This is a genomic window from Ancylobacter mangrovi (assembly GCF_024752335.1).
Lineage (GTDB): Bacteria > Pseudomonadota > Alphaproteobacteria > Rhizobiales > Xanthobacteraceae > Ancylobacter > Ancylobacter mangrovi.
The window spans coordinates 339,131-362,666 of record NZ_JANTHY010000001.1; the positions used below are offsets into that span (position 1 = coordinate 339,131).

Annotated in this window: 31 protein-coding genes; 22 read left to right on the forward strand and 9 right to left on the reverse strand. The window is 72.4% G+C overall.

Translation table 11 applies throughout. From position 1 onward, the window contains the following. Positions 1-254 precede the first annotated feature (254 nt). Complete coding sequence (locus NVS83_RS01520; RefSeq protein WP_258738459.1) at positions 255-758, forward strand: YcgN family cysteine cluster protein; 504 nt, start codon at positions 255-257, stop codon at positions 756-758. 19 nt (positions 759-777) lie between these two features. Here NVS83_RS01520 and NVS83_RS01525 read toward each other — a convergent pair whose 3' ends face one another. Next, positions 778-1,059: a hypothetical protein gene (locus tag NVS83_RS01525; RefSeq protein ID WP_258737739.1), complete on the reverse strand. Its 282-nt coding sequence runs from the start codon at positions 1,057-1,059 to the stop codon at positions 778-780. 85 nt (positions 1,060-1,144) lie between these two features. After that, positions 1,145-2,281 (reverse strand): alpha-hydroxy acid oxidase, encoded by a 1,137-nt coding sequence (locus tag NVS83_RS01530; RefSeq protein WP_258737740.1) that lies wholly within the window; start codon positions 2,279-2,281, stop codon positions 1,145-1,147. A gap of 218 nt (positions 2,282-2,499) precedes the next feature. Between NVS83_RS01530 and NVS83_RS01535 the strand changes: the two genes are divergently transcribed. Next, the gene (locus NVS83_RS01535; RefSeq protein ID WP_258737741.1) at positions 2,500-3,264 is read left to right on the forward strand and encodes an FCD domain-containing protein; all 765 of its coding nucleotides are present in this window, start codon (positions 2,500-2,502) and stop codon (positions 3,262-3,264) included. A 32-nt stretch (positions 3,265-3,296) separates the two neighbouring features. Here NVS83_RS01535 and dcd read toward each other — a convergent pair whose 3' ends face one another. Next, entirely contained in the window at positions 3,297-3,854 is a 558-nt protein-coding gene (gene dcd / locus NVS83_RS01540) for a dCTP deaminase (protein ID WP_258731146.1), read from the reverse strand. A gap of 193 nt (positions 3,855-4,047) precedes the next feature. On the opposite strand from dcd, the gene NVS83_RS01545 reads away from it, so the two are divergent. Continuing rightward, entirely contained in the window at positions 4,048-4,623 is a 576-nt protein-coding gene (locus NVS83_RS01545; RefSeq protein ID WP_258737742.1) for an NADPH-dependent FMN reductase, read from the forward strand. An 8-nt stretch (positions 4,624-4,631) separates the two neighbouring features. Then, on the forward strand, positions 4,632-5,369 hold the full coding sequence (locus NVS83_RS23445; protein WP_309486165.1) for a TetR/AcrR family transcriptional regulator: 738 nt from the start codon (positions 4,632-4,634) through the stop codon (positions 5,367-5,369). Here the strand turns inward: NVS83_RS23445 and NVS83_RS01560 are convergent. Genes NVS83_RS01560 through NVS83_RS01570 form a run of 3 tightly spaced genes read right to left on the reverse strand, consistent with a single transcriptional unit; the run spans position 5,366 to position 6,671 of the window. After that, positions 5,366-5,902 carry an SAM-dependent methyltransferase gene (locus tag NVS83_RS01560; RefSeq protein ID WP_258738461.1) on the reverse strand — a complete coding sequence of 179 codons (537 nt, stop codon included), beginning with the start codon at positions 5,900-5,902 and terminating at the stop codon, positions 5,366-5,368. The two genes, NVS83_RS23445 and NVS83_RS01560, sit on opposite strands and share 4 nt — an antisense overlap. Before the next feature lie 11 nt (positions 5,903-5,913). Continuing rightward, positions 5,914-6,123 carry a TOBE domain-containing protein gene (locus tag NVS83_RS01565; RefSeq protein WP_258737743.1) on the reverse strand — a complete coding sequence of 70 codons (210 nt, stop codon included), beginning with the start codon at positions 6,121-6,123 and terminating at the stop codon, positions 5,914-5,916. Further along, on the reverse strand, positions 6,120-6,671 hold the full coding sequence (locus tag NVS83_RS01570) for a molybdopterin-binding protein (protein WP_258737744.1): 552 nt from the start codon (positions 6,669-6,671) through the stop codon (positions 6,120-6,122). The genes NVS83_RS01565 and NVS83_RS01570 overlap by 4 nt, the downstream gene beginning before the upstream one ends. 373 nt (positions 6,672-7,044) lie before the next feature. Here NVS83_RS01570 and NVS83_RS01575 point away from each other — a divergent pair, with 373 nt between their 5' ends. Both NVS83_RS01575 and NVS83_RS01580 read left to right on the forward strand, forming a co-directional pair. Continuing rightward, complete coding sequence (locus tag NVS83_RS01575) at positions 7,045-7,557, forward strand: hypothetical protein (RefSeq protein ID WP_258731139.1); 513 nt, start codon at positions 7,045-7,047, stop codon at positions 7,555-7,557. Next, entirely contained in the window at positions 7,523-8,833 is a 1,311-nt protein-coding gene (locus NVS83_RS01580; RefSeq protein WP_258737745.1) for a DNA-packaging protein, read from the forward strand. Before NVS83_RS01575 ends, NVS83_RS01580 begins: the two co-directional genes overlap by 35 nt. 7 nt (positions 8,834-8,840) lie before the next feature. Here NVS83_RS01580 and NVS83_RS01585 read toward each other — a convergent pair whose 3' ends face one another. Then, positions 8,841-9,005, reverse strand: coding sequence for a hypothetical protein (locus NVS83_RS01585; RefSeq protein ID WP_258737746.1), 165 nt, complete (start codon positions 9,003-9,005; stop codon positions 8,841-8,843). Between the two features lie 193 nt (positions 9,006-9,198). Here NVS83_RS01585 and NVS83_RS01590 point away from each other — a divergent pair, with 193 nt between their 5' ends. From NVS83_RS01590 to NVS83_RS01610, 5 genes are all read left to right on the forward strand, one after another. Beyond that, positions 9,199-10,395 carry a phage portal protein gene (locus NVS83_RS01590; protein WP_258737747.1) on the forward strand — a complete coding sequence of 399 codons (1,197 nt, stop codon included), beginning with the start codon at positions 9,199-9,201 and terminating at the stop codon, positions 10,393-10,395. Between the two features lie 28 nt (positions 10,396-10,423). Continuing rightward, positions 10,424-10,612 carry a hypothetical protein gene (locus NVS83_RS01595; protein WP_258731136.1) on the forward strand — a complete coding sequence of 63 codons (189 nt, stop codon included), beginning with the start codon at positions 10,424-10,426 and terminating at the stop codon, positions 10,610-10,612. After that, the gene (locus tag NVS83_RS01600) at positions 10,609-10,779 is read left to right on the forward strand and encodes a hypothetical protein (RefSeq protein ID WP_258737748.1); all 171 of its coding nucleotides are present in this window, start codon (positions 10,609-10,611) and stop codon (positions 10,777-10,779) included. The genes NVS83_RS01595 and NVS83_RS01600 overlap by 4 nt, the downstream gene beginning before the upstream one ends. Then, positions 10,776-11,348, forward strand: a complete 573-nt coding sequence (locus NVS83_RS01605; protein WP_258737749.1) for an HK97 family phage prohead protease — start codon at positions 10,776-10,778, stop codon at positions 11,346-11,348. Before NVS83_RS01600 ends, NVS83_RS01605 begins: the two co-directional genes overlap by 4 nt. 90 nt (positions 11,349-11,438) lie before the next feature. Beyond that, a complete protein-coding gene (locus NVS83_RS01610; protein ID WP_374115017.1) occupies positions 11,439-12,701 on the forward strand; it encodes a phage major capsid protein in 1,263 nt (420 codons plus the stop codon). A gap of 77 nt (positions 12,702-12,778) precedes the next feature. Here NVS83_RS01610 and NVS83_RS01615 read toward each other — a convergent pair whose 3' ends face one another. Together NVS83_RS01615 and NVS83_RS01620 are read right to left on the reverse strand one after the other, a co-directional pair. After that, positions 12,779-13,417: a flavin reductase family protein gene (locus tag NVS83_RS01615; protein ID WP_258737750.1), complete on the reverse strand. Its 639-nt coding sequence runs from the start codon at positions 13,415-13,417 to the stop codon at positions 12,779-12,781. Positions 13,418-13,522: 105 nt separating this feature from the next. Next, a complete protein-coding gene (locus NVS83_RS01620; RefSeq protein ID WP_258737751.1) occupies positions 13,523-14,272 on the reverse strand; it encodes a S1 family peptidase in 750 nt (249 codons plus the stop codon). Positions 14,273-14,376: 104 nt separating this feature from the next. Between NVS83_RS01620 and NVS83_RS01625 the strand changes: the two genes are divergently transcribed. The 11 genes from NVS83_RS01625 (at position 14,377) to NVS83_RS01675 (ending at position 23,504) form a co-directional block, all read left to right on the forward strand. Continuing rightward, positions 14,377-14,943 carry a head-tail connector protein gene (locus tag NVS83_RS01625; protein WP_258737752.1) on the forward strand — a complete coding sequence of 189 codons (567 nt, stop codon included), beginning with the start codon at positions 14,377-14,379 and terminating at the stop codon, positions 14,941-14,943. Then, positions 14,940-15,272 (forward strand): head-tail adaptor protein, encoded by a 333-nt coding sequence (locus NVS83_RS01630; RefSeq protein ID WP_258737753.1) that lies wholly within the window; start codon positions 14,940-14,942, stop codon positions 15,270-15,272. The genes NVS83_RS01625 and NVS83_RS01630 overlap by 4 nt, the downstream gene beginning before the upstream one ends. 91 nt (positions 15,273-15,363) lie before the next feature. Further along, positions 15,364-15,768, forward strand: coding sequence for a DUF3168 domain-containing protein (locus NVS83_RS01635; protein WP_258737755.1), 405 nt, complete (start codon positions 15,364-15,366; stop codon positions 15,766-15,768). Positions 15,769-15,982: 214 nt separating this feature from the next. Continuing rightward, on the forward strand, positions 15,983-16,390 hold the full coding sequence (locus tag NVS83_RS01640) for a phage major tail protein, TP901-1 family (protein ID WP_258737756.1): 408 nt from the start codon (positions 15,983-15,985) through the stop codon (positions 16,388-16,390). A gap of 10 nt (positions 16,391-16,400) precedes the next feature. Next, positions 16,401-16,766, forward strand: coding sequence for a gene transfer agent family protein (locus NVS83_RS01645; protein ID WP_258737757.1), 366 nt, complete (start codon positions 16,401-16,403; stop codon positions 16,764-16,766). Next, entirely contained in the window at positions 16,763-16,969 is a 207-nt protein-coding gene (locus NVS83_RS01650; protein ID WP_258738463.1) for a rcc01693 family protein, read from the forward strand. The genes NVS83_RS01645 and NVS83_RS01650 overlap by 4 nt, the downstream gene beginning before the upstream one ends. Positions 16,970-17,008: 39 nt before the next feature. Then, on the forward strand, positions 17,009-17,617 hold the full coding sequence (locus tag NVS83_RS01655) for a phage tail tape measure protein (RefSeq protein ID WP_258737758.1): 609 nt from the start codon (positions 17,009-17,011) through the stop codon (positions 17,615-17,617). Then, a complete protein-coding gene (locus NVS83_RS01660; protein WP_258737759.1) occupies positions 17,617-18,258 on the forward strand; it encodes a DUF2460 domain-containing protein in 642 nt (213 codons plus the stop codon). Before NVS83_RS01655 ends, NVS83_RS01660 begins: the two co-directional genes overlap by 1 nt. Next, the gene (locus NVS83_RS01665; protein WP_258737760.1) at positions 18,255-19,118 is read left to right on the forward strand and encodes a phage/gene transfer agent baseplate hub protein; all 864 of its coding nucleotides are present in this window, start codon (positions 18,255-18,257) and stop codon (positions 19,116-19,118) included. The genes NVS83_RS01660 and NVS83_RS01665 overlap by 4 nt, the downstream gene beginning before the upstream one ends. A gap of 2 nt (positions 19,119-19,120) precedes the next feature. Continuing rightward, a complete protein-coding gene (locus NVS83_RS01670) occupies positions 19,121-19,558 on the forward strand; it encodes an NlpC/P60 family protein (protein WP_258737761.1) in 438 nt (145 codons plus the stop codon). 46 nt (positions 19,559-19,604) lie between these two features. Further along, complete coding sequence (locus tag NVS83_RS01675; protein WP_258737763.1) at positions 19,605-23,504, forward strand: baseplate multidomain protein megatron; 3,900 nt, start codon at positions 19,605-19,607, stop codon at positions 23,502-23,504. Positions 23,505-23,536 lie beyond the last annotated feature (32 nt).

Below are 23,536 nucleotides of genomic sequence, written 5' to 3' on the forward strand. Positions count from 1 at the left end.
AGGCAGCGTCCGACCTTATAGCCCAGACGGCGACGCGGGACGAGGCCGCCGACGGGCTCGCCTTGGCGGACGGTGAACGCTATCTAAGCGCGCGGGGACGCTTCGTGAAGCGCGTCCGTTTTCCCTAAGCCCTCTCTCGCGGAAGCTTGATGACACGACCCACGATCAACGACCGGCTCGACACCGATGGCACCGTCGCCGACGGCACCGGCCGCGAGGCGGAGCCGTTCTGGCGTACCAAGTCGCTCGAGCAGATGGACGCCGACGAGTGGGAGAGCCTGTGCGACGGCTGCGGGCGCTGCTGCCTGGTCAAGCTGCAGGACGAGGACACCGAGGCGATCGCCTATACCGACATCGGCTGCAAGCTGCTGGACGATGTCGGCTGCCGCTGCCGCGACTATCCCAACCGGCAGGCGCAGGTGCCCGACTGCGTGCGGCTGACGCCGCAGACGGTGCGCGCCATCGACTGGCTGCCGCCCTCCTGCGCCTACCGCCTCGTCGAGGAGGGGCGCGACCTCTACTGGTGGCATCACCTCGTCTCGGGCGACCGCGACACGGTGCACGCCGCCGGCGTCTCGGTGCGCGGCCGCGTGGAGGCGATGGAGGACGACCTGCCGCTCGAGGACTATATCGAGCACATGGTGCGCTGGCCGCTGCGCCTGCCGCGCGGGGCGATGCGACGCCCGGCCGACCCGGCACGCGGGCGGCGGACGGCCGCCCCCCCGACCGTCGCCGCCCGCGGCACGGCCCGGCGCTGACGCCGGGGCCGTTCGGCTCTCAGGGCGTGGGGCCGCCGCCGCCATGTTCGTCGGCGAAGGCGATGCCGGCCTCGACCTCGCCGATCGCCTGCCGGATCAGATCGATCGCGCGCTCGCGATATCCGCCCTTGTTGGGCGTCGCTTCGCGCAGGGAGGCGAGGGCCGAATAGAGGGCGGAGAGCGAGCGCTCCATATTGCCCTGATAGGCCGCGGCCGGAAGGGCGGGGAGCGTGCTCAGCGCGGCGACGGCGAGGCCGCCGAGCGCGAGGGGACCGAGGTCGCGGCGGGAAGGTTCTGTCATCGGGGAAGCTCTCGGCTGGGTGGGACGGCGAGGGTGGAACGAAGGCCGGCATGGTGCGCCGGCGGCGGGCCGCCAACAAGCGCGCTCAGAGCGCGAGCACGCTCTTGTCGACCTTCTTGATGTCCTTCGTTCCGGTGAGCGCCATCGACACGTCGAGTTCCCGGCGGATGATCTCGATCGCCTGCGCGACGCCGGCCTGCCCGCCGGCGGCGAGCGACCACAGGAACGCCTTGCCCATCATGCAGCCCCGCGCGCCGAGCGCGACCGCCTTGAGCACGTCCTGTCCCGACTGCACGCCGCCGTCGAACCAGATCTCGCTCGGCCCCCCGCCGATGGCGTCGACGATCCTCGGCAGCGCCGAGATCGAGGACACCGCGCCGTCGAGCTGGCGCCCGCCATGGTTCGAGACGACGATGGCGTCCGCCCCGGTCCCGGCCGCGATCCGGGCGTCCTCGACGTCGAGCACGCCCTTGAGGATGAGCTTGCCCGGCCAGATCGAGCGCACCCACTCCACGTCCTTCCACGACAGGGAGGGGTCGAACTGGCCGGCGATCCACTGCGAGAGCGTGGTGAGGCTGTCGCTTTCCTTGCGCACGGTGAGGTTGCCGAAGGAATGGCGCTTGCCCATGAGCACGCCGAGCGCCCAGGCCGGGCGCAGCGCGATGTCGAGCGCGTTGGCGAGCGTGAGCTTCGGCGGCACCGACAGGCCGTTCTTGATGTCCATGTGGCGCTGGCCCTGGATCTGCAGATCGAGGGTGAGCACCAGCGCCGAGCAGCGGGCCGCGATGGCGCGCTCGATGAGCGACTTCGAGAAGCCGCGGTCCCTCATGACGTAGAGCTGGAACCAGAAGGGCTTGTCGACCGCGCCGGCCACGTCCTCGATCGAGCAGATCGACATGGTGGAGAGGGTGAAGGGGATGCCCGCCGTCTGGGCGGCGCGGCAGCCGTGGATCTCGCCGTCGCCATGGAACAGGCCGGTGAGGCCGGTCGGCGCGATGGCGAGCGGCAGCGCCACCTTCTCGCCGATCATGGTGGTCTCGGTCGAGCGCTCGGAGACGTCGATCATCACCCGCTGGCGCAGCGCGATGGCGGCGAGGTCGGCCCGGTTGGCGCGGATCGTCGCCTCGTCGTACGAGCCGCGGTCGGCATAGTGGAAGATGGCGCGCGGCACCTTGCGCTTCGCGATGGCACGCAGATCCTGGATGTTGGTGACGGCCGTCATGGGCGCGGTTTCCGGCTTCCCGCCCGGCCGCGCCGGACACTCTCGGCGATGGCCGCCCCGCCGCGTGCCCGCACCCGTGGGCGCAGGGAGCCATCGCGGCGGCCGGACGTTTGGTAAGGAAAAATGACCATGGGTGTCAACAGGTCAGGAAGCCGCTCCTTTGTTGAACATCGCGCGGTGCCGGCGCATAAGGGCGGTTCGGACCGACGGGGGTGCACATGGTCGAGCGGCTGCGCGCGCCGAAGCTGGCGGAAGCCATCGCCGAACATATCGAGCGGCTGATCCTCGAGGGCGTGCTGCGCCCGGGCGAGAAGCTCGCCAGCGAGCGCGACCTCGCCGAGCGGCTGGACGTCTCACGCCCCTCGCTGCGCGACGCGCTCGCCCTGCTGGAGGGGCGCGGGCTGCTCGCCACCAGCCGCGACGGCACCCGGGTGACCGAGTTTCTCGCCGCGCTGACCGACCCGCTGGCGGACCTGCTTCAGTCCAACGACCGGGTGACGGCGGACTATTTCGAGTTCCGCGGCGCGGTCGAGCGCAGCGCCGCCGGCCTGGCTGCGCGCCGCGCCACCGACCCCGAGCGCGAGGCGATCCGCACCTGCCTCGCCGAGATGGAGGCCGCCCACCGCGCGCAGGACGCCACGCGCGAAGCGGAGGTCGACATCGACCTGCACCGGCTGATCTACGCCGCCTCGCACAACCTCGTCATCCTGCACGTCATGCGCGCCTTCTCCGAGATGCTGAGGCGCAACATCTTCTTCAGTCGCGCCAGCCTGTTCGCGCGCGCCGATGTGCGCGACGCCCTGTTCGTGCAGCACCGGGAGATCGCGGAGGCGGTGCTGAGGGGCGACCGGGAGGCGGCCGAGGACGCGGCGCACCGCCACCTCGCCTTCGTCGGGGCGAGCGTCGAGGAGTTCCGTCGCGACGAGGAACGCGCGGACCTCGCGCTGCGCCGGCTCAACCGCTCGACGCTGCTGGGCGGTTGACCGGGCAAGGGGCTTGCTTGGTGATCGGGAGCTTAGCCGGCGGCGCGCTGCCCGGCGAACTGGCCGCCATAGGCGCGCTGCGGCACGCCGAGCGTCTGCTCAAGGATGAGCTGGCACACCTTCATGCCGGCGCGCAGGCGGATCGGGCGCGGGCCGAGATTGATGATCTCGAGCTGGATGCGCCCGGTCGAGCCGGCATGGATGGTCGGCGCGGTGAGGTGCACCAGCAGGCCGATGCGCGCGAGCGAGCTCTTGCCCTCGACGCGGGCGGCGAGGCGGGCGCCGGCGGTGAGGTCGACCCGCTCCAGCGTCCAGCCGAGCACCAGGCGGCCGGGATCGAGCACGAAGCCGCCGGTGCCGATCTCGATGTCGTCGGCCATGGCGCCGATCGCCTCGCGGAAGCTGTAGCCCGGGCCGGCGGGGTCGATCACCGGGTCCTCCTCCGCGCCGGGGGCGCGGTAGAGGGTGAGGCGCGAATCCAGCCGCAGGTCGACCCCGTTCGGCGCGTAGAACTCCGGCGGCGGTGCCGGCTCGATGGCCAGCGTGCCGTCCTTCAGGGCGTCGAGAATGTCGCGGTCGGTCAGGATCACGGGTAGCGGTTCTCCCGGCTGGGTTGCGAAATCGGTAGCATGCTTTCCCGGATCGGGCGAGGGCGGCCGGAAAACCGTGGAATGCCAGAAAAAGCTTGCGCGATTGCAAGCGCGATCGGGTCGGAATGTGGTTAGATTGATACCGGATAGTATCAAACGAAGCGACCGCAGTGCCGCCTCACGGAGATTTCTCATGACCGACCATTCCACCGTCAAGCTTCTGGGCATTTCCGGCAGCCTGCGCACCGGCTCCTATTCGACCGCCGTGCTGGAGGCGCTGCGCGCCGTGCTGGCGCCCGAGGTGGAGCTGAAGGTGTTCCGCCTCAACGACGTGCCGCTCTACAATCAGGACGAGGACACCGACCATCCGCCGGCCGGCGCGGCGGCGCTGCGCGCGGCGATCGCGGCCGCCGACGGCGTGATCCTCGCCTCGCCCGAGTACAATTACGGCACCAGCGGCGCGATGAAGAACGCGGTCGACTGGGGTTCGCGCCCCTATGCGCGCGGCGCGCTGATCGGCAAGCCGGCGCTGGTGCTCACCTCCTCGCCCGGCTCCACCGGCGGCATCCGCGCCCAGGCGCAGCTGCGCGAGACGCTGAGCGCGGCCGGCGCGCGGGTGGTGACCTATCCGCACCTCGCCATTCCCAACGTGCTCGACAAGGTCGACGGCGGCGCGTTCACGGACGAGAAGACCCGGGACTTCGTGCTCGGCGGCGTGAAGGCGCTGGTCACCGAGATCCGCCTGCTCGCCTCGGCCAAGGCGGCCTGAGGCCGGCCATGACCGGGCGCGCGGCGGATGGCGGGGCGGGGCACGAGCCCGGGCAGGCCCGGCGCGGCCGGGCGCCCGAGAACAAGACCACCGCGCCGCGCTGCCCGAGCCGGCGCACCGGACGCGGTACGGCCACCTGCGCGGAGCTGCGCCGCGTCGCCGCCGACCTGTTCCTCGCCCATGGCTATGACGGGGTGAGCCTCGACGCCATCGTCGCCGAGGCCGGCGGCTCCAAGACCAACGTCTACGCTTTCTTCGGCGGCAAGGAAGGCCTGTTCGAGGCCGCGCTCGCCCATGCCTGCGCGGACATCCTCGCGCCGATGGACGCGGTGCGGGTCGAGGGGCTGTCGCTGGAGGAGGGGCTGGCGCGGCTCGGCCGGGCGCTGCTCGACCTGCTGCTGACGCCGCGCTCGGTGGCGCTGTTCCGCATCGCCATCAGCGCCACCGGGCGGTTTCCCCGGCTCGGCGCGGTCTGGTTCGCCAGCGGGCCGGCCACCTCGCAGGCGATCTTCGCGCGTTTCATTACGTCCCGGCTCGGCGAGGCGCCGCTGCGTGAGGGGCAGGCTCCCGACGCGGCGGTGCTGGCGCGGCTGTTCCACGACATGACGGTGCAGGAGCTGCTGCACCGCGCGCTGTTCGAGCCGGCGGCGGGACCGGCCGCGCGCGATGAAGCGGCGCGCACCGCCGCGGCCGCGGTGGCGGCGCTCGTAGCGGGGCTCGTGGCGGCGGGGGCGGAAGAGGGCTAGCCGCCCGGTGTCTCCTCCGGACCGTCGCTCACATCGTCATGCCCTGTCTGCCGGTCCCCCGCCTGCTCGCGGGCGAGCGGGGTGAAGAGGGTGCGGTCGGGCTTGAGGTCGAGCAGCGGCGTGCCGTCGATGCAGTCGAGCCCGCGCACGAGCAGGATGCCATCCGGCTCGACCCGCACCAGCCGGGCGATGGTGGTGCCGATCGGGTTCGGCCGCGCCGGGGTGCGCAGCGCGAAGGTGCCGTGCGCGGTGCCGTCGTCGGCAGGGCTCTGCAGGACCAGGTCGCGCCGCGACAGGTGCATCCAGAACAGCACCTCGATGCGCTCATAGGCCTCGATGCCCTTCAGCGCGGCACGCCAGGGCGCGAACACCTCGATCCGGCACAGCGGGCCGTCGAGCCGGCCGAGGCGCGGCGTCTCCAGCCGCGACGACCAGGGCGTGGCGATGCGGCCGATATAGACGAGGCCGGCATCGGTGGCGGGCGGCGGGTCGATCGCGACCTCGGCCCGCCGGATCTCGTTGAGGCGGACGATGGCGCCCTCCCTCAGTCGACCGCAACCATGACGTCGGACGCCTTGATCACCGCATAGGCGGCGTCGCCGAGCTTCAGGCCGAGCTCGTCCACCGCCTCGTTGGTGATGGCGGAGGTGATGACCTGCCCGGCGGCGATCTCAATCCGCACATGCGAGGTGGTGGCGCCGCGCACGACCGCGACCACCTTGCCCGGGACGACGTTGCGGGCGCTGAGCTTCATGGGTTTTCTCCTGTCGGGGGTTCGGGAAGGGTACGGACCTCGATGCGGGCGACGTCGAACACCTGCCGCGCGCCACGCCGGTCGCCGGGGACGACGAGCCGGGGCGAGCGGGCGGCCGGCAGTGGCGCGCCGTCGCGCTGGTGGACGAGGAGGATCGGCGCGGCGCCGAGCTCGGGCGCCAGCTCGCCGGCCGAGAGCACCAGCACGTAGCCGTCGCCGCCGGTGACGATCACCACCTGGCGGATGAGGGCGTGCAGGTCCGCGGGATCGACCAGCCCGTTGCCGACCAGCACGCTCCACAGCGACGCGCCGGTGTAGCGCGCATGCTCCTCGCCCTGCGAGGTGAGGAAGGTGACCTCGCGCGTGACGGCGGGCAGGGCTTCGAGCGCGGCGAGCGGCAGGGTGAGCGTGCGGCCCGGAGCGGCGAGGGCGAGGGGGTCGCGCGCGAGCGCCGGCTCGGCAGGGGCGAGGAGCGCAAGCGGGAGCGCGATGGCGGGGAGCGCGCGGAAGGCGAAGCGCCGGACGGCGGGGGCGGATGGGAAGGCCATGGCTGAGGCACCGGAAGATATATCTGAATGGATACATGACGGACGCAGGCGGCACAATGGGCGCGCCGTTCGCCGGCCTCCGACGCCGGGCCGGACAGGCGTTTTCAGCCCCGGTGGAGAGCGGGGGGCGGTGAAATATAGGAAAATAGTCCTTGACAGCGTGACGCTGTGGGGGTAGCTTTCGGTCATACTCCACAAATGCATCGAGGGGTCGCCGCCGTCAGCGGGGCTCGCCGGGTTGCCCGGCAGACGGGCTCGGGACTTCCGGGCTCGCAGCGGTGGAGAGGGGCCGGACCGAGGCCCCTTCAAGTCGTTTCGCAGCCGGCCTCAGGGCCGGCTTTTTCGTTTCTGAGCATCGTTCGGCGGAGGGGGCATGCCGGTTCCCGCGCAATCCATATCGCCGGAAGCGCTGGAGGAGGCGCGCCGGCTCTATGAAGGCGCCAGCCTGCCATTGTGGGCGGTCGCGAGCCGCCTTGGCGTCTCGCGCAGCACGCTGCACCGTCGGGCCAAGCGCTGGGGCTGGCGGCGCGGCAACGCCTACCGGCCCTGTGCGCCACCTGGACAGTCCGCCGGCTCCGCGCCGACCTCGCCCGAGCTTCCGCGCCCGGTGCTGATCCGGCGGCTGGTGACGCGGGTCGAGAACGAGATCGCCGCCGTCGAGCGGCTCATCGCCCGCGCTGGCCTCGTCGAGGGCGGCGCGGCGGAGGCCGAACGCGCGGCCCGCACGCTCGCCATACTGGTGCGCTCGCTGCGCGAACTGGCGGCGCTGGAGAAGGACGGGCCGGCCCGGGATGAGGATGAGGCAGGATTGCGCGACGCCGACGCCTTCCGACGCGAGCTTGGCGAAACTCTTGAGCGCGTGCTGGCAGGACGGGCGGCTGGCTGAGGCGATCGCCGCGCTGGACGCGGCGACCGCCGAATGGCTGGCCCATCACTGGCCGTTGCTCGGCCGGCCCTCGCAGCAGGCGCCGGACAAGGCGCAGGGCGGGGGCGACTGGCTGACCTGGCTGGTGCTGGGCGGGCGCGGGGCGGGCAAGACCCGCGCCGGCGCCGAATGGGTGCGCGCGCTGGCACTGGGGCGCGCCGGGCCGGCGGCCGGGCGGATCGCCCTGATCGCCGAGAGCCTTGGCGATTTCCGCGAGGTGATGGTGGAGGGCGTCTCCGGCATCCTCGCCGTGCATCCGCGCGCCGAGCGCCCGAACTGGGAGCCGACGCGCCGGCGCCTTCAATGGCCCAACGGGGCGGTGGCGCAGGGCTTTTCGGCCGACGACCCGGAATCGCTGCGTGGCCCGCAATTCGATGCCGCCTGGTGCGACGAACTCGCCAAGTGGCGCTATGCGCAGGCGGCCTTCGACATGCTGCAGTTCGGCCTGCGGCTGGGGCGTCGGCCGCGCCAGATGGTGACGACGACCCCGCGCCCGACCGCGCTGGTGCGTGCGCTGCTGGCCGACCCGCGCACCGCGGTGACGCGCATGGGCACGGCGGAGAACGCCATGCACCTCGCCCCGACCTTTCTCGAGGGCGTGGTCGGGCGCTATGCCGGCACGCGGCTGGGGCGGCAGGAACTCGAGGGCGAACTGGTCGAGGACCGGCCGGACGCCCTGTGGAACCGTGCCGCGCTCGAGGCCGCGCGCGAGACGGCGGCGCCGGAGCTGGTGCGGATCGCGGTCGCGGTCGACCCACCCGCCTCCTCGCGCCGGCAGGCCGACGCCTGCGGCATCGTCGCGGCGGGGATCGATCGGGACGGCATCGTCCATGTGCTGGCCGACGAGAGCGCGCAGGGGCTCACCCCCTCGCGTTGGGGAGCGAAGGCAATCGCGCTGTTCCACCGGCTGGAGGCGGACCGGGTCGTGGTCGAGGTGAACCAGGGCGGGGAGATGGTGCGCACCATCCTCGCCGGGCTCGATGCCGGCGTGCCGGTGGCCGAGGTGCGGGCGACGCGCGGCAAGTGGCTGCGGGCCGAGCCGGTGGCCGCGCTCTACGAGCAGGGACGGGTCCGCCATGCCGGGACCTTCCCACAGCTCGAGGACGAGCTTTGCGATTTCGGGCCCGAGGGCCTTTCCAACGGGCGCTCGCCCGACCGGCTCGACGCGCTGGTCTGGGCGGTGACGGGGCTCGCCCTCGGCCCGGCCGAGAGCGCACCGCGGGTGCGGCGGATGTGAGGGGGTCTCAGCCGGGCGGCACGGCAATGGCCTGCAGGTAGTCGGCGGCAAAATCGGTGGCGATCTCGATCCAGAGCGGGGCGTGGTCCGACACCTGCCGGTCCGCGCAGCGCTCGCCCGCGCCGGGCTCGCCCGCCAGATCCCGCCCGCAGATCCCGCCGCAGATCGGCATAGTTGTTCGACATGGCAGCGTCCCCAAAGTCTCGCGCCACACCGGGTGGAAGACGAGCAGCGGGCAGCGCGCAGGTCGTGTGCACGTTTAACGGCACACGTTTTGGGTGTGTCTCGTTCGGGCGGTTGCCTTGCCGGCTTCGCGTCACCAGCCCGGCCGCCCGCGCGGCCGACAGCCAGCTCAGGATGGGTCAATGCTTCGCCTGCCCTTCGCCTTTCGCGCCCGTGCCGGGCAGCCCGAAATGCCGCCCAACGCGCCGCCCGAGGCCAAGGCCTCGCGCACGCAGGCGCTGGTGGCGCTGATCGCCGGCCACCGGCCGCGCTGGACGCCGCGCGACTATGGCGCGCTCGCCCGTGAGGGCTACCAGCGCAACGCCGTGGCGCATCGCTGCGTGCGGCTGGTCGCCGAGGCCGTGGGGCAGGTGAGCTTCACCCTGCTCGAGGGCGAGCGCGAGCTCGATGCCCATCCGCTCGGCGAACTGCTGGCCCAGCCTAATCCGCGCCAGTCCGGCACCGCGTTCCTGGAGGCGCTCGCCGCGCATCTCATGATCGCCGGCAACGCCTATGTCGAGGCGGTGGCGATCGGCGGCGAGGTGCGCGAGCTCCACGTGCTGCGCCCGGACCGCATGCGGGTCGTGCCGGGCGGCGACGGCTGGGCCGAAGCCTATGAATATACGGTGGGCGGGCGCACCGTGCGCTTCGTGCAGGAGGGGCGGGGAGCGGGCCATGTGCCGCCGATCCTGCATGTCGCGCTGTTCAATCCGCTCGACGACTATTACGGCGCCCCGCCGCTGGAGGCGGCGCAGATCGCCCTCGACCTGCACAACGCCGCCGGCGCCTGGAACAAGGCGCTGCTCGACAATGCGGCGCGCCCCTCCGGCGCGCTGGTCTATGGCGGCGGGACGAACCTCTCCGACGAGCAGTTCGACCGGCTGAAGGAGGAGCTGGAGGCGAATTTCTCCGGCGCCGCCAATGCCGGCCGGCCGCTGCTGCTGGAAGGCGGGCTCGACTGGCGCCCGCTCTCGCTGAGCCCCAAGGACATGGATTTCCTCGAGGCCAAGAACGCGGCGGCGCGCGAGATCGCGCTCGCCTTCGGCGTGCCGCCGATGATGCTCGGCATTCCGGGCGATGCGACCTATGCGAACTATGCCGAGGCGAGCCGGGTGCTGTGGCGCCAGACGGTGCTGCCGCTGGCGCGCCGGCTCGGCGCCGAGCTCGCCGGCTGGCTTGCCCCCGCCTATGGCGCGGCGCGCCTGCGGCTTGAGCCGGACCTCGACGCCATCGAGGCGCTGGGCGCCGAGCGCGAGGCGCTGTGGCGCCGCGTGGGCGGGGCGACCTTCCTGACCGACAACGAGAAGCGCCAGGCGGTGGGCTACGGGACGCGGGAGTAGCCGCCCCGGCCGGCGGGCGGAGACCTTCATGCAGACGCTCATCGAGGCCTTCGTCGTGAAGGCCGATCTGGCGCATCTGGCGCTGCTGATGTGGGCGCTCGGCGCCTCCGCACTGGCGGGGACGGCGATGCGCGAGCTCGGCCGCGCCTCCCGACGCTTCGACGACTTCGTGCGCGAGATCGCGCGCTTCAATGCCACGTTCGGAGACGAGCCATGAAAGGCACACCACGCATAAGGGCCTTCCTGCCCGATCGTCCGCGCTTGCCGGCGCCGAGCCGGGCCGGCGATGCGCCGCATGTCTTCCGCGAGTTCGGCCGCACCCTCGGCCGGCTGGAGCGCGCCGCCGCCACACGCCGGCCCAAGGGCGGCAAGGAGGGCGCATGAGCGCGTTTGCGTACCGCGCGGCCGCACCGGCCGAGACCAAGGCCCATGCCGGCGCGCTCGCCGCGATCGAGCCCGACGGCAGCTTCGCGGGCTATGCGGCGCTGTTCGGCCGGGTCGATCTCGGCCGCGACCTGATCCTGCCGGGCGCCTTCGCCCGCTCGCTCGCCGAGCGGGGCGTGGGCGGCGTGCGCATGCTGTTCCAGCACGACCCGGCCGAGCCGATCGGCGCCTGGGCCACGATCCGCGAGGACGGGGTGGGGCTGCATGTGCGCGGCCGGCTGACGCTCGACGTCGCCCGCGCCCGGGAGGTGCTGGCGCTGATGCGCGCCGGGGCGATCGACGGGCTCTCGATCGGCTTCCGCACGGTGGAGGGGCGCACCGACCCGCGCTCGCGGGTACGCCGGCTCGCCCGCATCGACCTGTGGGAGATCTCGGTCGTGACCTTCCCGATGCAGCCCGATGCGCGCATCGCCGGGGTCAAGACCGGCGCGCGCGGCCTCGCCGCTACCATCCGGCGCGGCGCACGGCGGCTGCGTGCCCTGCCGGGCCTCGCCCCGCTGCCGGCCTGACCCTCGCATCCACCGACGCACTCTCTGCGACCCCGACCGGCAGGCCGGCCCGGGACGTCGACGCCTTATCGAAACATGGACATGAGCACGATGGATCTGAAGCATCCCGCACCCGAGACGAAATCGGTCGAGACCAAGCATATGGCCGGCCCGGAGGTGAGCGCCGCCTTCGAGGAGTTCATGGGCGCCTTCGAGGCGTTCAAGGACGCCAACGACCTGCGCCTCTCCGAGCTGGAGCGGCGCGGCGTCGACGCGGTGACCGCCGACAAGGTGGAGCGCATCAACGCCGCGCTCGACACCCAGAAGTCGCTGATCGACGAACTGGTGCTGAAGGCCCGCCGTCCCTCGCTCGGCGGCAGCGCCGACCTCATCTCGGACCTCGCCGCGCGCGAGCACAAGAGCGCCTTCGACGCCTATGTCCGCCACGGCGAGACCGCCGGGCTGAAGCGGCTGGAGGCCAAGGCGCTCTCCGCCGGCACGCCGGCGGACGGCGGCTATGTGGTGCCGAGCGAGACCGAGCGCGAGATCGGCAAGCGCCTCGCCGCGCTCTCGCCGATCCGCGCCATCTCCGATGTGCGGGTGATCTCCTCGGGCACCTACAAGAAGCCGTTCATGACCTCGGGGCCGGCGGTCGGCTGGGTGGCCGAGACGGCCGCCCGCACCCAGACCGCGAGCCCGGTGCTGGATGAGCTCTCCTTCCCGGCGATGGAGATCTACGCCATGCCGGCGGCGACGCAGACCCTGCTCGACGACGCGGCGGTGAATATCGACGAATGGCTCGCCATCGAGGTCGAGGCCGCCTTCGCGGCGCAGGAGGGCACCGCCTTCGTGACCGGCGACGGCGCGGGCAAGCCGAAGGGCTTCCTCGCCTATGCGACGGCCGCCGAGGATGCCTGGGAATGGGGCAAGCTCGGCTTCATCGCCACCGGCGCGGCGGGCGACTTCCCGGCCACCAACCCGGCCGACCCGCTGGTCGACCTGGTATATGCGTTGAAGGCGGGCTACCGCCAGAACGGCAGCTTCGTGATGAACCGCCGCTCGCAGGCCGCGGTGCGCAAGCTGAAGGACGAGAACGGCCAGTATTTCTGGGCGCCCCCGACCGCCGCCGGCCAGCCGCCGAGCCTGATGAACTTCCCCGTCCACGAGGCGGAGGAGATGCCGGACATCGACGAGAATAGCGTCTCGATCGCCTTCGGCGATTTCAAGCGCGGCTATCTGGTGGTCGACCGCGCCGGAGTGCGGGTGCTGCGCGATCCCTACTCGGCCAAGCCCTACGTGCTGTTCTACACCACCAAGCGCGTGGGCGGCGGCGTGCAGGACTTCGACGCGATCAAGCTGCTGAAGTTTGCTTAGCAAGGGGCAGAATTTCTCCCGGAGCGGATGGGGATGGGCACCCGCCCTGTCCGCTTCGTGGGTGGCTTCTGGCCGGCTCACTCTCCAGCAGGAAGCCAGGATCGCAGATGTCGGAGCGCCCGGCCCGGATCGAGCTCGGGCCGATACCAGGCCGCGACGACCTCCATGACGAACAGTCCGTCGCAATTCACCAGTCGCATGCTCGAAATCCGGCATTCCAGATTGAGGAGGCATTCGCAGATCAGCGGGGCTCCAATCAGGCTCGCCGGCTGGCTGGTGAAGGAGAAACGGGAGAACGGCTCTTGTCCCGCCATGCCGGTGGCAATCGCCGTGACGGCGGGTGTCATGTCCAGCGTCGGAATGGCGATGACGCATTCGCCGCTGGCGCGCACGGCGGCATAGGTGGGATCGGCGGGCGCGACGGCGCATGAGATCAGCGGGGGATCGGCCTGCGAGAGCGCGTGCCATCCCAGGAAGGAGATGTGGGTCCGGCTGCGTCCGGCGATCAGCAGCGCAGCGGGACGCGGCTGCAGCATGCGGGCGACATGATCGAGCGACAGCGGGTAAAGCTGCGGCTCGTCGCGGCGGGGGGAAATTCGCTCCTGTGCGGCGTCGCTTTCCTGACGAATCTTGAGGGTTGCACGACGCGAAAGGCCCAGTCGCCGCAAGGTTCCGCGGTCGAGCCCTCTGGAGGGGACAAGCTGCGGACGGGACATGACGGCCTCCTCATTCGAGCCCGTGCGCAACCGGGGCGTGTTTCGCCCTTGTATTACATGTAGTGAGAGTTAACCAGCGGATATTCGCGCTTTGGTTGTAGAGATTTACCTCTGCATGTGCCGGGCGGTGGCGTCGATCCAGGGGAATTGCGGGCCGACCAGCGTCGCCCCGGTAACGCCGCCGCAGCCGCGCTGGCCGCCGGCCGCGGTCGACCAGCCGATGATGCCGGCGACGAGGCCGTCGAGATAGACCGGGCCGCCGCTGTCGCCGGTGCAGCCGCCCTTTGCCGGCCCGTCCGACAGGCGGACCATGATGCCGCCCGTGATGCCGATGCTGGGAAGCTGCACCATGCGCAGCTTGCCCCCCGATGCGCCGTCGCCGTCCTTGGTCACGCCGAAGCCGGCGAGCAGGAACGACGTGCGGCGTGCCGGAAGGGCCATCTGCGAGGACAGGGTCGCCGGGCTGAAGTCGAGTGGCAGCGGCTCGGCGAGCCTCACCACGGCGAGGTCGGGCGTCGGGCGCCGCGTCTCGAAGGAATGCGGGTCGAAGGATGGATGGATCGCGATCTGCGCGACCGGGATCAGCTTCGGCGTGGAATCCTCGAACACCAGCGCCGCGTAGTCCGAGGCCGGCGCCACGCAATGCGCGGCGGTGAGCAGCACCCGCGGCGCCAGCACCACGCCGGAGCAGAAGGCGCCCCGGGTCGAGGTGATCATCACCACCTCGCTCTTGAGCGAATCGTCCGCCGGGCGCCCGCCGATGATGGCGTGGGCCGGAACGGCGAACGGCACGGCCAGCAGCATGGCGAGGACGAGGCGGAGCACGGCGCGGCGGATCGGGTACGGGCGGGGCATCGGGGCTCCTGAGAGGTACCGCGCCGTTGTGGCGGGGCCGGGCCGACGCGTCAATCGGCCCGCCCGCGGCGGGCGTTCACGAAAGACCAACCGGAGAAGACGAGATGCCCGCGATGCTCATCGCCGGGCCTGAGGTCGAGCCGCTGACGCTCGCCGAGGCCAAGACCTATCTGCGCGTCGACCATGACGCCGAGGACGCCCTGATCGGCTCGCTGATCACCGCGGCGCGGGCGACCGTGGAGGCGCTGACGCGGCGGGTGCTGATCGACCAGTCCTGGCGCATCGTGCGCGATGCCTGGCCGGCCTCCGGCCTCATCGCGGCGCCGGTGAACCCGCTGAAGACGATAACCGGCGCCCATGTGCTCGACGCCGAGGGCGCCGAGGTCGAGGTGTCGACGGACGCGCTGCTGGCCGACACGGCGCGCCTGCCCGGGCTGATCCGGGTGGCGTGCGGCACTGTACCCGTGCCGGGTCGGCCGATCGCCGGCATCGCCATCGATGTCGTCGCCGGCCACGGGGCCGATGCCGACCATGTGCCCTCGCCGCTGATCGAGGCGGTGCGGGTGGTGCTGGCCCATTTCTACGAGCACCGCGACGAGCAGGGGGCGGGCGCGGCCTTTCCCGCCCGGCTCGACGCGCTGGTCGCCCCGTTCCGGGTGGCGCGGCTATGAGCGCGGGGCCGGAAAGCGTCTCGGCGTTGCGGCACCGGCTGGTGCACGAGACGCCGGTAGAGACGCCGGACGGGATGGGCGGCGTCACCCGCACCTTCCTCGCCGTGGATTCGCTGTGGGGCGCGCTCGAGACCTCGGCCGTGCCGGCCGAGATCGCCGACCGTCCCGGTGCGGTGCTGACCCACAAGCTGACCGTGCGTGCGCCCGCCACCGTGCAGCCGGGCGACCGGCTGCGGCTCGGGGCGCGGCACTTTCTCATCGAGACGGTGAGCGACCCGGACGGGCGCGGCCGCCGGCTCGTCTGCCGCTGCCGGGAGGAGACACCATGACGTTCGAGGCTCGCCTGAAGGGGCTCGCCACGCTGCGTGCCCTGCCGCCGGCGCTCGCCCGCCGGCTTGCCGAGCGGATCGGGAGGGGCCGATGAGCGCGGCCACGGCGCTGCGCGCCGCCGTCCATGCGACGCTGGTGAACGACGGCGCGCTGAGCGCCGCGCTGGGCGGCGCGCGCGTCTACGACGTGCCGCCGGCGGCACCGGAATTCCCCTATGTGACGCTCGGCGAGGCGCAGCTTCTCGACTGGTCGACTGCCACCGAGGCCGGCGAGGAGCATCGGCTGACGCTCCATGTCTGGTCGCGCCAGGGCGGGCACGGGGAGGCCCACGCCATCACCCATCTGGTGCAGGAGGCGCTGCACGACATGCCGCTGGAACTGACCGGCGCGCGCCTCGTCAATCTGCGCTTCACCCAGGCCGACATAAGGCGTGAGGCGGGCGGGCGGACCTATCACGCGCTGGTGCGCTTTCGCGCGGTGACGGAAGGCGGTTGAGCTTTTCCGTTCTTGTGAAGAAACGCACGCAAGCAGCCGTAATCTCGCGAGATCCGGCGTGAAGTTGATTCTGAGGTTGAAGTCGATTGCGCGGATTTCCTCGTGCGATGCTTCAGCACACGCACCGGTCTTCTGCGGTCAATCGCCGATCAGCCTACAGAACGACAGTTAACCGTCACTGAATACCCGCGACCCACAGGAAAGGAACCCGCTTATGGCGGCGCAGAAGGGCAAGGACCTCTTGCTGAAGATCCATGACGGCGAGGCCTTCACGACCGTGGCGGGGCTGCGCTCGCGCCAGATCGCGTTCAACACCGAGACGGTCGACGTGACCCATGCCGAGAGCGCGGGCCGCTGGCGCGAGCTGCTGGCCGGGGCCGGCGCCAAGCGCGCCTCGATCTCCGGCTCCGGCGTGTTCAAGGACGCGGCCTCGGACGCGCTGATCCGCCAGAGCTTCTTCGACGGCACGGTCCGCGACGCGCAGATCGTGGTGCCCGATTTCGGCACCCTCGCCGGGCCGTTCCAGATCACCACGCTGGAGATCGCCGCCGAGCACGACCGCGAGGTGACGTTCGACATCGCGCTGGAGAGCGCGGGCGAGATCACCTTCAACGCGCTCTGAGGAGGGGATCATGGCGAACCGGCATCGCGGCGAGATTTCCGCTGAGCTCGACGGGCGCCCGCGCACGCTGGTGCTGACGCTGGGCGCGCTGGCCGAGCTCGAGGATGCCTTCGGCGCCGAGGACCTGGTCGCGCTGGCCGAACGCTTCGGGCGCGGCCGGCTCTCGGCGCGCGACGCCGTTCGCGTCGTCGGCGCCGGGCTGCGCGGGGCGGGCGCGGAGGTGAGCGACGCGGAGGTGGCGCGGATGACGACGCCCGGCGGCGCGGCGGGCTTCGCGCGCATCGTCGGCGACCTGATCGCCGCCACCTTCGGCGCCGGGGAGGGCGCCGCGCCGGGCCCTTTGCCCCCGGCGCCTCCGGCACCCCCGGCGGGCTGAGACGGGAGACGGCCGGGCGGCCGGCCTTTCCCTGGTCCGCGGCGATGGCGTTCGGCTTCGGCCGGCTTCGGCTCGGCGCGGACGATTTCTGGCGCCTGACGCCGCGCGAGCTGGCGGCGGCGATGGAGGCCGTGTCCGGCCCTGCGCGCGCCCCGCTCGACCGCGCCGGGCTCGCCGCGCTGATGGCGCGCTTTCCCGACTGAGCCCGCCCGCTTCGACGCATCCGCAGATGGAGGATCCGCATGGCCGACACCTATTCCGGCCTCGACGACACGCTCACCGTGGCGATCACGGCCGACACCTCGGCCTTCCGGCGCGAGCTCTCCGAGGCCGAGCGGCTGGCGCGCGGATTCGGCCGCGTGGTCGGCGACGCGCTGACCGGAGCGGCGGTGAAGGGGCGCGAGGCGGACGACGTGTTCCGCTCGCTGGTCTCGCGGCTCTCCACACTGGCGCTCGACGCCGCATTCCGGCCGATCGAGCAGGGCGTGGCCAGGCTGTTCCAGAACCTTCTCGGCGGCACGCTGGGCTTCGCCAATGGCGGCGTGATCGGCGCCGCGCCGGGTGGAGGGCGGGTCGTGCCGTTCGCCCAGGGCGGTGTGGTGGCGGCGCCGAGCTATTTCCCGCTCGCTGGCGGCCGCACGGGCCTGATGGGCGAGAGCGGCGCCGAGGCGATCCTGCCGCTCCGGCGCGGGCCGGACGGCCGCCTCGGCGTCGCGGCGCAGGATCAGGGCCGGACGGTCAACGTGACGGTGAACGTGTCGACGCCTGACGCTTCCTCGTTCCGCCGCTCGGAAGCCTATCTCTCCGGCCTCGTCGCCCGCGCCGTGACGCGCGGGGAGAGGAGCCTGTGATGGCCGCCTTCCACGAGACGCTGTTCCCGCTCGACATCGCGCTCGGCGCGGCGGGCGGGCCGGAGCGGGCGACAGAGATCGTCACCACGCTGACCGGCCGCGAGGAGCGCAACACCCGCCTCAAGCATTCGCGCCGGCGCTGGGATGCGGGCTACGGCGTCAAGTCGCTCGACCAGCTCGCGAGCGTGGTCGCCTTCTTCGAGGAGCGGCGCGGGCGGCTCTACGGCTTCCGCTGGCACGACCGGCTGGACCATTCCTCCGCCCCGCCGGGCGCCGCCGTGACGCCGTTCGACCAGGTGCTCGGCACCGGCGACGGGGCGCAGGCCGCGTTCCAGCTCGCCAAGACCTATGGCGGCGCCTATGCACCCTATCCGCGCCCGATCGCCAAGCCGGTCGCCGGCACGGTGCGGGTGGCGGTGAGCGGGGTCGAGCAGGTGGCGGGCAGCGCCTTCGCGCTCGACACCACGACCGGCACGGTGAGCTTCCTCGCCGGCCACGTGCCGCCCGCGGGCGCCAGCGTGACGGCGGGCTTCGCCTTCGACGTGCCGGTGCGCTTCGACACCGATTTTCTCGAGGTGAACCTCACCGCTTTCGAGGCGGGGGCGATCCCGCGCATCCCGATCCTGGAGATACGCCCATGAGGCAGCTTCCCGAGACGCTGGCCGCGACGCTCGCGGGCGGGGCGACCACCTTCGCGCGCTGCTGGCGCGTCACCCGCATCGACGGCACGGTGCTCGGCCTCACCGAGCATGACGAGGACCTCGTGGTCGACGGCACGGTGTTCCGGGCCGGCGGCGGCGTCACCGGCAGCGAGGATCGCTCCGCGCTCGGCTTCGCGGTCGGGGGCGGCGAGCTCTCCGCCGCGCTGACCTCCGAGCTGATCGATGAGGGCGACCTGCTCGCCGGGCGCTATGACGGGGCGCAGGTCGAACTCATCCTCGCCGACTGGAGCTTTCCCGCCGCCTTCCTCAGCCTGCGGCGGGGCACGATCGGCGAGGTGCGCCGTGAGAACGGCGCCTTCGTCGCCGAGCTGAGGAGCCTCGCCGCCGGGCTGAACGTCGTGCGCGGCCGGCTGTTCGCGGCCGGCTGCGACGCCGATCTCGGCGATGCGCGCTGCGCCATCGCGCTCGACGCGCCGGCCTATCGCGGCACCGGGACGGTGGCGGCTGTGGAGGGGGCGAGCCTTCTCGTCGTCTCCGGGCTCGAGGGCTTCGCCAGCGGCTGGTTCACGCAGGGGCGGCTCGATTTCACCAGCGGCGCCAATGCCGGCTTCGCCAGCGAGGTGAAGGGGCACCGCATCGATGCCGGGGTGCGGATCGAGCTGTGGCAGCGCCCGCCGGACGACGTGGCGCCGGGCGACGCCTTCACCGTGACGGCGGGCTGCGACAAGCGCTTCGAGACCTGCCGCGACCGCTTCGCCAACACGCTGAACTTCCGCGGCTTCCCGCACATGCCGGGCAATGACGCGGTGCTGAAGGTGTCGCAGCCCGGGGAGTCGTGAAGATGACGGGTCTGGAGCTGCGCGCGCGCCTCGTCGCCGAAGCGCGCGACTGGATCGGCACGCCCTATCGCCATCGCGCCTCCTGCAAGGGCGCGGGCACGGACTGCCTCGGGCTGGTGCGCGGGGTGTGGCGCGAGGTGCTCGGCCCCGAGCCGGAGGCGCTTCCCGCCTATGCGCCCGACTGGGCCGAGGCGACGCGGGCCGAGCAGATGATGGAAGCCGGCCGGCGCCACCTCGTGCCGGTGGCGGTGGAGGCGATCGCGCCGGGCGACGTGCTGCTGTTCCGCTGGCGCGACCACCTGCCGGCCAAGCATGCCGCGATCCTGGTAACGCCCGAACGCATGGTCCACGCCCATGACGGGGCGGCGGTGGCGGAGGTGTTCCTCGCCCCCTGGTGGCGCCGGCGGCTCGCCTTCGCCTTCGCCTTTCCCGGGACCTGATCCCCGGGGCGATCCAACCCGCCTCGGCGCATGAACGGAAAACACGATGGCCACACTTCTTCTCGGCGCGGCGGGGGCCGCGGTCGGCGGGGCGCTGCTCGGCCCGATCGGGGCCGTGGCGGGACGCGCCATCGGCGCGCTCGGCGGCGCCGCGCTCGACAACATGCTGTTCACGCGCGGGCGGCGCATCGAGGGTCCGCGCCTCGACGACATCGGCACCATGACCTCGACCGAGGGCGCGCCGATCCCACGCCTGTACGGCCGCGCGCGGCTGTCCGGGCAGGTGATCTGGGCAGCGCCGGTGGAGGAGGTGGTGTCGACGCAGGTGCAGTCCGGCGGCAAGGGTGGCACCAGCTTCGGCCCCAGCACCACCACGACGACCTACGCCTATTTCGCCAGCTTCGCGGTCGGCCTGTGCGAGGGGCCGGTGAACCGGATCGCGCGCATCTGGGCCGACGGCCAGCCGCTCGACACGCAGGGCCTGACGCTGAGGGTCCACACCGGCGGCGAGGGCCAGCTTCCCGACCCGCTGATCGAGGCGATCGAAGGCGCGCCGCCGGCCTATCGCGGGCTCGCCTATCTGGTGTTCGAGCGCCTGGCGCTGGGCGATTTCGGCAACCGCTTGCCGCAGATCACGGTCGAGGTCGAGCGTGCGGTGGGCGAGCTGGAGAAGCGCATCACCGCGGTGACGCTGATCCCCGGCGCGACCGAGTTCGGCTACGACACGCGCGAGATCCGCCGCGTCGAGCGCCCCGGCGTCTATGAGCCGGAGAACCGGCACACCACGCTCGCCGATACCGATTTCGAGGCCGCGCTCGATCATCTGCTGGCGCTGTGCCCGAACCTCAGGCGGGTGGCGCTGGTGGTGTCGTGGTTCGGCGACGACCTGCGGGCCGGCCAATGCCGGGTGCGCCCGGGCGTCGAGCGGCGCGACAAGCCGGCTAGCGCCACCGACGAGGTGAAATGGAAGGTGGCGGGCGAGATCCGCGCTGGCGCGTACCTCGTGAGTCAGTATGGCGGCCGCCCGGCCTATGGCGGCACGCCCTCCGACGAAAGCGTGGTGCGGGCGATCCAGCGGCTGAACGCGCGCGGGCTCGCGGTCACGCTCTACCCGTTCGTGATGATGGACGTGCCGGTCGGCAACACGCTGCCGGACCCCTGGAGCGGGGCGGGAGCTCAGCCGACCTATCCCTGGCGCGGGCGCATCACCTGCGACCCGGCGCCGGGCCGGCCGGGCTCGCCGGACGCGACGGCGACGGCGGGCGCGCAGGTGGCGGCGCTGTTCGGCAGCGCGGCGGCTTCCGATTACGCGATCGCCGGCGGGCAGGTGATCTATTCCGGGCCGGAGGAATGGACGCTGCGCCGCATGGCGCTGCATTACGCCAAGCTCGCCGTGCTGGCCGGCGGGGTCGAGGCGATCCTGATCGGCTCGGAGATGGCGGCGCTGACGCGGGTGCGCTCGGCGTCGGGCGTCTATCCGGCGGTCGATGCCTATGCCGCGCTGGCGGCGCAGGTGAAGGCGGTGGTCGGGGCCGGCACCAAGGTCGGCTACGCGGCCGACTGGACCGAATACACGACCCATGTGCTGGACGGCGGGGCAGAGGTGCGCTTCCCGCTCGACCCGCTCTGGGCCTCGCCCGCGATCGATTTTGTCGGCATCGACTGGTACGCGCCGGTCGCCGACTGGCGCGACGGCGACGCCCATCTCGATGCGGCGGATTTCGAGAGCGGCTACGACCGCGCCTATCTCGCCGCCAATGTGCGCGGGGGCGAGGGCTTCGACTGGTACTACCCCGACGACACGGCGCGGCTGACGCAGAGCCGGGTGCCGATCACCGACGGGGCCTATGGCGAGCCGTGGGTGTTCCGGCAGAAGGACATCGCCGCCTGGTGGGCCAGCGCGCATCACGAGCGTGCCGGCGGGGTACGCTCGGCGACGCCGACCGCCTGGGTGCCAGGTTCGAAGCCGGTGCGGCTGACCGAGTTCGGCTGCGCCGCGGTCGACAAGGGTGCCAACCGGCCGAGCGTCTTTCCCGACCCGAAGTCGGTGGAAAGCGGCCTGCCGCCCTTCTCCAACGGCCAGCGCGACGACCTGATGCAGCGCCGCCATCTCGAGGCAACGCTGGACGCCTTCGCCACCACGGCGGCCAACCCGCCGGCCGGCCTGCCTTCCGGGCGCATGCTGGAGGCGGATTCGCTCTACGCCTGGACCTGGGACGCGCGGCCTTACCCGGTGTTTCCGCTGGCGCGCGAGGTGTGGGCGGACGGGGCCAACTGGGAGACCGGGCACTGGCTTTCCGGCCGGCTCGGCGCGGCGCCGCTGGCCGAGCTGTGCGCGCAGCTCGCGGCCGATTTCGGCATCGCGGGGCTGGACAGCTCGACCCTGCGCGGCGTGGTGGACGGCTATGTGGTCGACCGGCCGATGAGCGTGCGCGCGGCGCTGGAGCCGCTCGCGACGGCCTTCGCCTTCGACCTCGTCGGCGACGGCCCGACGCTGCGGCTGGTGCCGCGCGGCGGGGCCGCGGTGGCGGTCGTCGGCGACGACGACATCGCCACCGGCGAGGACGTGCCGGCGCCGAGCTTCACCCGTACCGCCGAGAGCGAACTGCCGCGCTCGATGACGCTGAGCTTCGTCGACGGCACGGCCGACTACCGGCGCATCACCACCGGCTCGCGCCGCCTCGCCGGGCAGGCGAGGGCCGACAGCGCGCTCGACATCGCCATGGTCGCCCCGAGCGGGCTGGCGAGCGGGCTCGCCGAAATGGCACTGCAGGACGCCTGGGCGGGGCGCGAGAGCGTGCGCTTCGCGCTGCCGCCGTCCTTTCTCGCGCTGGAGCCTGGCGACGTACTGCGGCTCGACCGCGACGGGCGCTCGCGGCTGCTCGAGATCACCGAGATCGAGGATCGCGAGGCGCGCCTCCTGAGCGCGCGCGGCATCGACCCGAGCGTGTTCGCGCTGGCGGTGCGCTCGTCCCGCACGGCGACCATCACGCTGCCGGCGGCCGCGGGCCCGCCCGAGGCGCTGGTGATGGGCCTGCCGACGCTGTCCTCCTCCGACCCGGCGCCGGTGCTGGCGCATCTCGCCGCCTTCGCCGCGCCCTGGCCGGGCGCTCTGGCGGTGTGGCGCAGTCTCGACGGGGCGAGCTTCGAGCGGATCGAGACCGTCGCGGCGGCGAGCCCGATGGGTGAGACCCTGACGGAACTTGCGCCGGGGCCGAACTGGCACTGGAACCGCGGCGCCAGCCTCGATGTCGAGCTCTATGGCGGGGCGCTTGCCGCCGCCAGCGACGAGGCGGTGCTGGGCGGGGCCAACGCACTGGTGCTGTGCGCGCCCGATGGCGGCGTCGAGATCCTGCAGTTCCAGGATGCCGAGCTGATCGGCGCCTCGCGCTGGCGACTGACGGGACTGCTGCGCGGCCAGCTCGGCACCGAGGCACGCTCGCGCGCATCCTGGCCGGCGGGGACGCGGCTGGTGTGGCTCGACGCCAATCTTGTGCCGGTCGCGACCGGCCTCGATCTGCTCGGGCGCAGCCTCACCTACCGCGTCGGGCGGGCCGACCGCGACCATGGCGATGCGGCGGTGAGCGAGGTCTCGGCCTCGATCGGCCCTGCGGCGCTGCTGCCGCTCGCGCCGGTGCATGCCCGCGCCCGCCGCACCGAGGCCGGCATCGAGCTGAGCTGGATCCGGCGCACGCGCATCGACGGCGATTCCTGGGAACTGGTCGAGGTGCCGCTCGGCGAGGCCAGCGAAGCCTATCGGGTCGAACTGCTGAACGGGACGGACGTGGTGCGCTCCGCCACCGTCGGCGCGCCGCCGGTCGTCTATGCGGCTGCGGACGAACTGGCCGATTTCGGCGCCCCGCAGAGCTATCTCGACGTGCGCATCGCCCAGGTGTCGGCGAGCGTCGGCCCCGGCACGGCGCTGGAGACGCGGGTGCGGCTGTGACCGGCCGGCCCGCCATTCACCAACGGAGCCCC

What these genes read in the sequence shown, in the direction of transcription:
- NVS83_RS01605 (WP_258737749.1), top strand. Translation starts at nt 10,776, where the DNA reads ATGAGCGCGTTTGCGTACCGCGCGGCCGCACCGGCCGAGACCAAGGCC.
- NVS83_RS01625 (WP_258737752.1), top strand. Translation starts at nt 14,377, where the DNA reads ATGCCCGCGATGCTCATCGCCGGGCCTGAGGTCGAGCCGCTGACGCTC.
- NVS83_RS01635 (WP_258737755.1), top strand. Translation starts at nt 15,364, where the DNA reads ATGAGCGCGGCCACGGCGCTGCGCGCCGCCGTCCATGCGACGCTGGTG.
- NVS83_RS01655 (WP_258737758.1), top strand. Translation starts at nt 17,009, where the DNA reads ATGGCCGACACCTATTCCGGCCTCGACGACACGCTCACCGTGGCGATC.
- NVS83_RS01565 (WP_258737743.1), bottom strand. Translation starts at nt 6,123, where the DNA reads ATGAAGCTCAGCGCCCGCAACGTCGTCCCGGGCAAGGTGGTCGCGGTC.
- NVS83_RS01620 (WP_258737751.1), bottom strand. Translation starts at nt 14,272, where the DNA reads ATGCCCCGCCCGTACCCGATCCGCCGCGCCGTGCTCCGCCTCGTCCTC.
- NVS83_RS01575 (WP_258731139.1), top strand. Translation starts at nt 7,045, where the DNA reads ATGCCGGTTCCCGCGCAATCCATATCGCCGGAAGCGCTGGAGGAGGCG.
- NVS83_RS01670 (WP_258737761.1), top strand. Translation starts at nt 19,121, where the DNA reads ATGACGGGTCTGGAGCTGCGCGCGCGCCTCGTCGCCGAAGCGCGCGAC.
- NVS83_RS01585 (WP_258737746.1), bottom strand. Translation starts at nt 9,005, where the DNA reads ATGCCGATCTGCGGCGGGATCTGCGGGCGGGATCTGGCGGGCGAGCCC.
- NVS83_RS01570 (WP_258737744.1), bottom strand. Translation starts at nt 6,671, where the DNA reads ATGGCCTTCCCATCCGCCCCCGCCGTCCGGCGCTTCGCCTTCCGCGCG.
- NVS83_RS01525 (WP_258737739.1), bottom strand. Translation starts at nt 1,059, where the DNA reads ATGACAGAACCTTCCCGCCGCGACCTCGGTCCCCTCGCGCTCGGCGGC.
- NVS83_RS01530 (WP_258737740.1), bottom strand. Translation starts at nt 2,281, where the DNA reads ATGACGGCCGTCACCAACATCCAGGATCTGCGTGCCATCGCGAAGCGC.
- NVS83_RS01520 (WP_258738459.1), top strand. Translation starts at nt 255, where the DNA reads ATGGACGCCGACGAGTGGGAGAGCCTGTGCGACGGCTGCGGGCGCTGC.
- NVS83_RS01545 (WP_258737742.1), top strand. Translation starts at nt 4,048, where the DNA reads ATGACCGACCATTCCACCGTCAAGCTTCTGGGCATTTCCGGCAGCCTG.
- NVS83_RS23445 (WP_309486165.1), top strand. Translation starts at nt 4,632, where the DNA reads ATGACCGGGCGCGCGGCGGATGGCGGGGCGGGGCACGAGCCCGGGCAG.
- NVS83_RS01645 (WP_258737757.1), top strand. Translation starts at nt 16,401, where the DNA reads ATGGCGAACCGGCATCGCGGCGAGATTTCCGCTGAGCTCGACGGGCGC.
- NVS83_RS01665 (WP_258737760.1), top strand. Translation starts at nt 18,255, where the DNA reads ATGAGGCAGCTTCCCGAGACGCTGGCCGCGACGCTCGCGGGCGGGGCG.
- NVS83_RS01615 (WP_258737750.1), bottom strand. Translation starts at nt 13,417, where the DNA reads ATGTCCCGTCCGCAGCTTGTCCCCTCCAGAGGGCTCGACCGCGGAACC.
- NVS83_RS01640 (WP_258737756.1), top strand. Translation starts at nt 15,983, where the DNA reads ATGGCGGCGCAGAAGGGCAAGGACCTCTTGCTGAAGATCCATGACGGC.
- NVS83_RS01590 (WP_258737747.1), top strand. Translation starts at nt 9,199, where the DNA reads ATGCTTCGCCTGCCCTTCGCCTTTCGCGCCCGTGCCGGGCAGCCCGAA.
- NVS83_RS01535 (WP_258737741.1), top strand. Translation starts at nt 2,500, where the DNA reads ATGGTCGAGCGGCTGCGCGCGCCGAAGCTGGCGGAAGCCATCGCCGAA.
- NVS83_RS01595 (WP_258731136.1), top strand. Translation starts at nt 10,424, where the DNA reads ATGCAGACGCTCATCGAGGCCTTCGTCGTGAAGGCCGATCTGGCGCAT.
- NVS83_RS01610 (WP_374115017.1), top strand. Translation starts at nt 11,439, where the DNA reads ATGGATCTGAAGCATCCCGCACCCGAGACGAAATCGGTCGAGACCAAG.
- NVS83_RS01660 (WP_258737759.1), top strand. Translation starts at nt 17,617, where the DNA reads ATGGCCGCCTTCCACGAGACGCTGTTCCCGCTCGACATCGCGCTCGGC.
- NVS83_RS01675 (WP_258737763.1), top strand. Translation starts at nt 19,605, where the DNA reads ATGGCCACACTTCTTCTCGGCGCGGCGGGGGCCGCGGTCGGCGGGGCG.
- NVS83_RS01630 (WP_258737753.1), top strand. Translation starts at nt 14,940, where the DNA reads ATGAGCGCGGGGCCGGAAAGCGTCTCGGCGTTGCGGCACCGGCTGGTG.
- NVS83_RS01600 (WP_258737748.1), top strand. Translation starts at nt 10,609, where the DNA reads ATGAAAGGCACACCACGCATAAGGGCCTTCCTGCCCGATCGTCCGCGC.